Source organism: Kitasatospora sp. NPDC091257 (assembly GCF_044757675.1).
Lineage (GTDB): Bacteria > Actinomycetota > Actinomycetes > Streptomycetales > Streptomycetaceae > Kitasatospora > Kitasatospora lactacystinica.
In genome coordinates, this window is sequence record NZ_JBIVVI010000288.1 from 1 (window position 1) to 8,309 (window position 8,309).

The 8,309-nt window shown below is 75.1% G+C and carries 7 protein-coding genes; 3 read left to right on the top strand and 4 right to left on the bottom strand.

The features are described from left to right. On the top strand, positions 1-784 hold a 784-nt coding region (locus ACIQOV_RS15825; RefSeq protein ID WP_401048920.1), incomplete at its 5' end, for a hypothetical protein. A 13-nt stretch (positions 785-797) separates the two neighbouring features. On the opposite strand, the gene ligA is transcribed toward ACIQOV_RS15825, so the two are convergent. The 4 genes from ligA to ACIQOV_RS15845 all read right to left on the bottom strand — a co-directional run bounded on the left by ligA (position 798) and on the right by ACIQOV_RS15845 (position 6,849). Beyond that, entirely contained in the window at positions 798-2,894 is a 2,097-nt protein-coding gene (ligA, locus tag ACIQOV_RS15830; RefSeq protein WP_401048922.1) for an NAD-dependent DNA ligase LigA, read from the bottom strand. 45 nt (positions 2,895-2,939) lie between these two features. Next, on the bottom strand, positions 2,940-3,989 hold the full coding sequence (locus tag ACIQOV_RS15835) for a hypothetical protein (protein ID WP_401048924.1): 1,050 nt from the start codon (positions 3,987-3,989) through the stop codon (positions 2,940-2,942). After that, on the bottom strand, positions 3,986-5,524 hold the full coding sequence (locus tag ACIQOV_RS15840; RefSeq protein WP_401048925.1) for a phenylacetate--CoA ligase family protein: 1,539 nt from the start codon (positions 5,522-5,524) through the stop codon (positions 3,986-3,988). The genes ACIQOV_RS15835 and ACIQOV_RS15840 overlap by 4 nt, the downstream gene beginning before the upstream one ends. Before the next feature lie 314 nt (positions 5,525-5,838). After that, a complete protein-coding gene (locus tag ACIQOV_RS15845) occupies positions 5,839-6,849 on the bottom strand; it encodes a 3-oxoacyl-ACP synthase III family protein (protein ID WP_401048926.1) in 1,011 nt (336 codons plus the stop codon). A 327-nt stretch (positions 6,850-7,176) separates the two neighbouring features. Here ACIQOV_RS15845 and ACIQOV_RS15850 point away from each other — a divergent pair, with 327 nt between their 5' ends. Then, positions 7,177-7,647, top strand: coding sequence for an SRPBCC family protein (locus ACIQOV_RS15850; protein WP_401048928.1), 471 nt, complete (start codon positions 7,177-7,179; stop codon positions 7,645-7,647). Positions 7,648-7,723: 76 nt separating this feature from the next. Beyond that, on the top strand, positions 7,724-8,309 hold a 586-nt coding region (locus tag ACIQOV_RS15855; protein ID WP_401048930.1), incomplete at its 3' end, for a GntR family transcriptional regulator.

An 8,309-nucleotide genomic window follows, 5' to 3' on the forward strand; every position in this document is an offset into this window, starting at 1 on the left:
CGGGGTCAGGGAGCAGGCGCGGCGCGACGCCGCCGACCCCACCGGGCACGGCGAGTGGGGCACGTTCCGCGAGGACATGGCCCGGGCGGGCTTCTCCGGGGACGTCACGGAGATCGCCTGGCAGCTCGTCCTCGGCGGCATCGCCGACCAGGGACGGCTCAACGACGAGGCCATGGCGCGGTTCACCGAACGCCAGGACCAGCGCGACCACCGCGCGTCGAACAGCTGGTACCAGGAGCTGGTGAAGGTCGTCGGCGACCACCTGGAGATCGACACGCCGACGCTGGCCCTGTGGTCGGGCGGCCGGGAGATCAGCGACTACGCCCTCGCCAAGGGCCACACCCCGCTGGAGGCCACCGCCTTCGGCGGCGTGGTCGACCGGCTGGCGCTGACCCCGGACTGGATGCTCAAGACGCCGATGTGGAACGTCCTGTCCAAGGCCTTCGTGAGCCGCGCCCGCGGCCCCGTCCACATCTTCCTGCGGGCCTACGACCCCGAGAGCGTCCTGATCGCGCAGGAGGTGCCGCAGCTGCGGGTGGTCATGGCGCTCGACCCGGCGGTGCGGCTCGTCTGGCACCCGGTGTACGCCGCGGCCGACGGCCGGCTGATGGAGATCACCAGGGGCCTCGACCTGGCCCCCGACGCGCCCTGCTCCACCCGCGACGCGTGCGTGCGGATCCTCTACGACTACCTGCGCCTCGTCCACGACCCGGCCAACACCCGCTCCGAGCGCGCCCACGCGGACATGAGCGCCCGCCTCGCCGCCAACGGCAACCCCCCGTAGCGCCGGCCGGCCGTCAGGCTTCCAGGTGGGTGGCCACCAGGGTGGCGAACTCCTCGGGGGTGAGGATGCGGATGCCGAGTTCCTCGGCCTTGGCGCGCTTGGAGCCGGCCTTCTCGCCCGCGACCAGGAGGGTGGTGCGCTTGGAGACCGAGGAGGAGGCCTTGCCCCCGGCGCGTTCGATCAGTTCGTTCATCTGGTTGCGGGAGAGGTCGGCGAGGGCGCCGGTCATGCTGCCGGTGACGACGACGGCCTCACCGGCCAGCGGTCCGCCGTCGCCACCGCCGTCGCTCCCCTCGCCGGTGCCGTTCCCGTCGCCGGTGCCGTTCCCGTCGCCGGTGCCGCTCGCCCCCGCCGCGGCGGCGGGGGCGGTCGGGGCGGTGACGGCGGTGCCCACGCCGAGGGCGGCGAGGCGGTCCAGCAGCGGGGCGAGGTCGACGAGTTCGGCGGCGACGACGCGGGCCTTCTCGGTGCCGATGCCGTCGACGCCGGCCAGGGTTTCGGCGTCGGCGGCGCGGATCGCCGTCATGCTGCCGAAGTGCGCGGCGATGCGGCGGGACATGGTCCGTCCGGTGCCGCGGATGCCGAGGGCGCAGAAGACCCGGTTGAGCGGCTGGGTGCGGGCGGTGGCGATCGCGGCGAGCAGGTTGTCGGCGCTGGTCTCCCCCATCCGTTCCAGGGTGAGCAGTTGCTCGCGGGTGAGGGTGAACAGGTCGGCGAGGTCGGCGACCAGGCCGGCTTCGACGAGCTGGACGGCGCGGGTGCCGCCGAGGCCCTCGATGTCGAGCTGGTCGCGGCCGGCCGCGTAGAGGACGGAGGCGACGGCCTGGCAGTTGCGGCCGCGGGTGCAGCGCCAGCGCTGTTCGCTGGTGTCGATGGCGTCGCCGCAGCGCGGGCACGCCTCGGGGAAGGCGATCGGCTGCTCGGCGCCGGTGCGGGCGTCGAGCACCGGGGCCTCCACCCGGGGGATCACGTCGCCGGCGCGGTAGACGAAGACCTGGTCGCCGATCATCAGCCCGCGCCGTTCGATGTCGGCGGGGTTGTGGAGGGTGGCGAAGGTGACGGTGACGCCGTCGATGACGACGGGTTCGAGGACGGCGCGCGGGGCGATGATCCCGGTGCGGCCGACGTTCCACTCCACCCCGAGCAGCCGGGTGACCTTGTGCTGGGCGGCCAGTTTGCGGGCCACCGCCCAGCGCGGGGCGCGCGAGCCCAGGCCGGCCTCGGCGCGGTCGGCGGCCAGGTCGGCCTTGACCACCACGCCGTCGATCCCGAAGGGCAGTTCGGCGCGCAGCGCGGCGATCTCCTCGATGCGCTGCTGGACCTCGGTGATGCCCGCGCAGTGCCGCGGGCGGGCGTCGGTGGTGGCGGCGGTGTTGGCGCCGAGGGCGGCGAGGTGGTCCAGCAGGGCGCTGTGGTCGAGGCCCTCGGGGCCGACGGCGTCGTAGGCGAAGAAGGTCAGTTCGATCCTGTAGGGGCGGTCCTTGGCCCGCAGGGTGCCGGCGGCGCCGCTGCGGGGGTGGGCGAAGGGGGTGGCGCCGTGCTCGGCGCGCACCCGGTTGGCGTGCTCGAACTGCTCCTGGGTGAGCAGGACTTCGCCGCGCAGTTCGATGTCGGCGGGCTCGGTGAGCTCGGCGGGCAGACCGAGGACGGCGTCGGCGGCGTGGGTGATGTCCTCGCCGGCGAGGCCGTCGCCGCGGGTGATGAGCTGCTGCAGGCGCCCGGCGCGGTAGCGGGCGGCGACGGCGAGGCCGTCGAGCTTGGGCTCCACGCACCAGGCGGCGACCGGCCGGCCCAGGCGCCGTTCGAGGCCGGCGGCCCAGGACTCCAGTTCCTCGGCGGAGAAGACGTTGTCCAGTGAGAGCATCGGCGCGCTGTGCGGGACGTCGCCGGTGGCGGCGCCGCCGGCCACCTTTCCGGTCGGCGAGTCGGGCAGGGCCTGGTCGGGGTGGGCGCTCTCGTAGGCGGCGATGGCCCGCAGCAGGGCGTCGTACTCGTCGTCCCCGAGCGGGGTGGAACCGTCGGTGTAGTACGCGGCGGCGGCCCGGACGGCGGCGGCGACGGCGTCGGCGTACGCGGACGGGGAGGAGAGCGGTGCTGCGGTCTCGATCATGCGGGAATCATGACGGCCGGCACTGACATCGGCGCCCGGGGGCGGTCAGACCAGCCGGGCGGTGGTGGGGGTGCCGGCGCCGTTGCGGCGGGCGTCGCGTCGGGCGTGGCCGGGGGTGGGGCCGGTGCCGAGGACGCGGCCGTCGGCGAGGGCGAGCCAGGTGCCCGGGGGTGTGCCCTCGGGGACGGGGGCGGCGAGGGCGGCGCCGGGCTCGGTGCCGGGTCCGGCACCGGAAGGAACCGGGACCGGGTGGCCCTCGCGCCACTGGGCGGTGGTCCGCTCGCCGCCCGAGCGGCGCCGCCAGTACAGGTGCTGGGCGACGATCAGCGGGCCCAGCGCGGTGAGCAGCGGGAATCCGGTGGTGAGCCGGCCGAGGGCGAAGCAGGCGCTGACGGCGCTGGTGGTCAGCAGGCCGACGAGGGCGGCGACGACGGCGGCGGTGCGGCCGTGGGCCTTGGCGGCGACCAGCGGGTACAGGACGAGCAGCAGCAGGTCGCCGAGGCCGACGGCGACGGGGGCCGGGCCGCCGGTGAGGGCGAGCATCGGGGCGAAGGGGCGGTCCTGGACCTGTTCGAAGAAGCGGGCGGTGGTGTCGGTGAGGGTGGTGGCGGCGAGGTCGTAGGCGGTGAGGACGGCGGCCAGGGCGGCGGTGTGGACGGAGCGCAGGCCGCTCTGGGTCCAGAGGTTGGCGACACCGACGACGGCGGCGGCGATCATCAGGTCACTGCCGGCCCGGGCGGCGCCGGGGTGGCCGGTGAGGGCGGCGAGCGTGGTGGCGGCGGTGGCGGTGAGGGCGGCGGCCCAGGACCAGGGGGCGGCGCGCAGCCGGGTGGCGGCGAGCAGCGGGGCGAGGGTGAACTGGACGGCCAGGCAGCTGACGAGGCCGAAGACGGCGGAGACGGCGGCGCCGGGCAGGGCGGTGTAGAGCAGCGGGGCGAGGACGACGCCGGCGCACAGGACGGCGATGTCACCGCCGGTGTAGACGCCGACCGGGGGGCGGGGCATCCGGATCCGGGCGAGGTACCAGGCGGCCAGGGCCAGTTCGGCGGCGACGGCGGCGCTCAGTGCGGCCAGGGCGGCGGGGCTGACGGTCATGCGGTTCCTCCCGCGGCCGGGGCCGTCGACGGTGCCGGGGATGCCGGGGGTGCCGGTGGGGTGCCGAGGGCGCCGGGGCCGCCGGCGGTGTCGAGGGTGTCGAAGGTGTGCTCGCGCAGGTCGGCGCGCAGGGGTGCGGTGGGCGGCATGGCGGCGCGGTCCTCGTACAGCACGATGTCGGACAGCCGCAGGCCGGCGGCGTGGGCGCGCTCCTCCAGGCGGCCGCGCAGGGCGGTGGCGGGCAGGCGGTCGACCAGCAGGTGCAGGCGGGCGGGTCCGCCGGGGCCGTCGGGGCCTTCGGTGAGGGCGTGGCGGGCGGGCAGCGGGACCTCCGGTTCGGCCTCGACCAGGTCGAGCACCTCGCGGGTGGTGACGGTGCGGCTGAGCGGCCCGTTCCAGCGGCCGAGGATCTCGGAGGTGGCGGGGAGGTGGGCGAGTTCGCAGGTGGGCGGCTCGGCGGGGAGGCGGACGAGGTCGCCGGTGGCGTAGCGCAGCAGCAGGGTGCAGTCGCGGTAGGGCACGTAGGGGGTGTGCACGACGGTGCCGGTGGCGCCGGGGGCGGTGGGTTCCCAGGTGAGCGGGTCGAGGACTTCGAGGTGTCCGAACTCGGTGGTGTGGTGGAGGTGGCCCCGGGTGCAGGGGGTGGCGCCGGAGGGCAGGATCTCGGTCATCAGGTAGGCGGAGGTGGCGGTGGCGCCGAACACCTCCTCGGCGCGGCGGCGCAGGGGCGCGGAGAGCACCTCACCGCCGACGCTGATCGACCGCAGGCCGAAGTCGGCGCTGCGCCACTTGCGTTGTTCGGCTTCCTGGACGAGGGCGGCCAGGTAGGAGGCGGAGGTGGTCAGGTGGGTGATCTGGGGGTCCTTGCCGGGCAGGCCGAGCGGGGCGGCGAGGCGGTCGAGGGCCACGGCGGGGCCGACGGTGCCGAACTGGACGAACCCGGCGCCGGCGCGGGTGGCCGACTCCTCGGCGTTGACCAGCGGCAGGGTGGCGCGGGAGCAGCCGGCGTAGGCGACGGTGTGGCGGGGGCGCAGGCCGAGGCCGAGCACGGCGGAGATGGTGCTGAAGGCGACGGCGCACTCCAGTTCGGCGCGGGAGAACCACACCGCGGTGGGGGTGCCGCTGGTGCCGGTGGTGAGCGCCATCAGGACGGGGGTGGCGGCGTCCGAGACGAAGGCGGCGGGCAGGGCGCGCAGCGCCTGTTTGGGGGTGACGGGGACGCGCGACCAGTCCTCGGGCTCCAACCGGGCCGGGTCGAGGTCGAGTTCGGCGAACAGCCGGCGGTAGTGGGCGGTGTGCCGGGCGGCGGCGCGGGCGGTGGCGCGCAGGCTGCGCCGGGCCACCTCGCGCCGCACCTGCGGGTCGACGTGTCCGGCCCGGCCGGGCAGCAGGGCGGAGTCCTCGCCGGGCTCGCCGAACTCGGCGATGGTGGCGACCAGGTCCCGCGCGAGGCGTTCCAGGTCGTTCGGGCGTATTCGACGGTTCGTCAGGATTGCTGCGCCGTAACGCAGTTGGCTCAGCGCGGTCGCGAACAAGCGGACTCCCCAGGCCAGGGTCGGACGGTACGCCACCCGGCCCCGGCCGGGGTCGATCGGATCAGGCCCCGATCAGGTCAGACCATGTGGAGGAACATGGCGGCGGTGAGGGTGCTGAAGGCGTACTTGAGGTAGTGCTTGACCATGATCGGTTCTCCCTCGTACGGGCCGGCCGGCCGCCCTGACCGGGCGCGGCAGCGGATGCCCGCGGCCGGTTCTGGTCGACGGGCAACGGCAGTATAGGGACGGTTCGGCCACCCGCAACAGCCTGTGTGCACGGCCAACCTTCCGGCTATTCACGTCAGTTCGTGGCGTCAGCACTCCAGGAGGGTGCAGCTCCAGTGCATGCCGCGCCCCATGCCGGCCAGGGCGATCAGGTCGCCGTCGCCGAAGTGCCCGGACGCGCGGTGGTGATGGAGGTCGAGGAGGTGGTCCGCGGCCCCGAAGTGGCCCCGCTCCAGGGAGATTTCGAGGTTGGTGCGCTCCACCGGGACGCCGAGCCGGTCGGCCAGCTTCGTCAGCGTGCCGAGGTTGTCGTTGAGCAGCACCACCCTGGCCAGGTCCGGGACGGACGCGCCGATCCGCTTGCAGGCCCGGGCCACCACCTCGTGCACCCGCTCGCCCATCAGGCCGGCGAACTCCTGGAAGCGCTCGGCGTCGTAGTCGAAGAACTCCATCAGGCCCCAGGCGTCGCGGGCCGGCGGGGGCGTCCGACCGCCGCGGAAGGGGTCGGCCGCCCCGCCCCGGTCCATCCGGAACAGGTCGACGTAGCGGCCGTCGCTGATCGTCTCGCTGGCCCGCCAGCGCAGTTCGGGGTGGCCGCGCCCGGCCACCGCGGCACCGGCGCCGTCGGAGAACAGCAGTGAGTTGGTGTGCATCCGGTTCCAGTACGGCTCGCACGTCCGGTTCGCCCCGACCACCAGCGCCCGCTGGTACTCGGGGTGCGTGGCGAAGCGGCCGGCGAGCAGGTCGAAGCAGGTGATGCCGCTGACGCAGCCCTGGCCGACGAGGACCGCCTCGGCACGGCGGGCGCCCAGCCGGTCCTGGAGGCTCGCGGCCGCGTCCCAGTACAGGTACTCGGGGATGTCGGTGATCGCGAGGACCACCAGGTCCAGCTCGGCGGGGTCGGTGCCCGCTTCGTCCAGGGCCGCCCGGGCGGCGTCGACGGCCAGGTCGGTGAGCCCGACCCCGGCCGGGCTGCGGTGGACGGTGCGGTAGCCGTACGCCAGGACGCGTTCGACGTCCTTCGTGTACTCCGACGCCACGTCCGCGACGGCGACGGGCTCCCCGAGGGCCGATCCGAACGACATCAGTCCGTAGTCCACGCCACTGCCCCTTCCGGCCGCGCGGCTCGCCTGTCCGCGCACTGTTCGACACCGGAAAGGTGCCGCTTCCGCCGCCGAGGGAGTTCGTCATCGAACTTCCGTTTCCCGGTCCGGCCCGACGCCCCGTCAGGCTATACAGCGCCGAGGAGCCCTGACCAGCACCGACACCGGCACCCTCGCCGCACGAACGGACGACGACACCGGCGGGACCCCGAGGTGCGGGAGGGCCGGATCGACCATGCGGTGCATGCCCGGCCGCTCTGCGGGCAGGCGCGTTCCGCAGGAAGCCGCCCCGGGGCGGCTGGTGACGAGAGGCCAGGAGGAGCGATGCACCGGATCGAGGAGTCCGTCGAGGTGGCGGCGCCGCTCGGCGCGGTCTATGCGAGCTGGGTCAGGTGCGAGGAGTTCCCGCGGTTCATGCGGGGGGTGGTCAGTGTCGACCGGTCGGGTCCGGGCACCAGCTGGGTGGTGCGGACCGCGGCCGGGCCGAGGGAGTTCGAGGCGGTGACCACCGAGCTGGTGGCGGACGAGCGGGTGGCGTGGGACAGCGGCCCCGGGCCGGTGCGGCACCGGGGTGTGGTCACCTTCCACCCCGTGGACGAGCGGACCACCCGGGTGATGCTCCAGCTGGAGGTCGAGCCGCACGGGCTCTGGGAGCACCTCGCCGAGGCGCTCGGCTTCGTCGACCGCCGGGTGATCGACGATCTGGCGGACTTCAGGCACCACGTCGAGGAGGACTGTGAGGGGAAAAGCAAGGAGGACGGCGGGCCGGCGGCCCGGGCGGCCTCCGAGGGGTAGGGCCACGGGTCGCCGGCGGCAGCAGCAGGCCCGGGCGGCGGGCCCCGGCCCGGACGGCGCTCGATAGGCTTGCGCGGTGAACCACCCCATCCCCAGGGCCGTCCCCGAGCCCGCCCGCGCCGGTGTCCCCGAGCACGGCCGGGTGCCCAAGTACTACCTGGTCAAGGCCCGCCTGGAGGAGCTGATCGCCGAGCTGGGCCCGGGCGGGCGGCTGCCCACCGAGGTCGATCTGGCGCAGCGTCACGGGGTCGCGCGGGCGACGGTGCGCCAGGCGCTGCGCGAACTGCTGCTGGAGGGCCGGTTGCGGCGGCAGGGCCGGGGCACGGTCGTGGCCGGGCCGAAGATCGAGCAGCCGCTGTCCCTGAGCAGCTACACCGAGGGCGTCTCGCGCCAGGGCCTGCGCCCGGGCCGCACCCTGATCGCCCTGGACCGGCTGCCCGCCGACGCGGCGATGGCCCGGCTGCTGGAGGTCCCCGAGGGCGAGCCGCTGTGGCACCTGGAGCGGGTGCTGCGCGCGGACGAGGAGCGCGTCGGGCTGGAGTCCACGTACGTGCCGGTCGCCCGGGTGCCCGCGCTGGCAGGGGACTTCGACCCCGAGGGCGAGCCGCTGTGGCACCTGGAGCGGGTGCTGCGCGCGGACGAGGAGCGCGTCGGGCTGGAGT

Bases quoted from the DNA above. Each gene is read 5' to 3' on its own strand.
- ACIQOV_RS15835 (WP_401048924.1), bottom strand. From the start codon at position 3,989: ATGACCGTCAGCCCCGCCGCCCTGGCCGCACTGAGCGCCGCCGTCGCC.
- ligA (WP_401048922.1), bottom strand. From the start codon at position 2,894: ATGATCGAGACCGCAGCACCGCTCTCCTCCCCGTCCGCGTACGCCGAC.
- ACIQOV_RS15850 (WP_401048928.1), top strand. From the start codon at position 7,177: ATGCACCGGATCGAGGAGTCCGTCGAGGTGGCGGCGCCGCTCGGCGCG.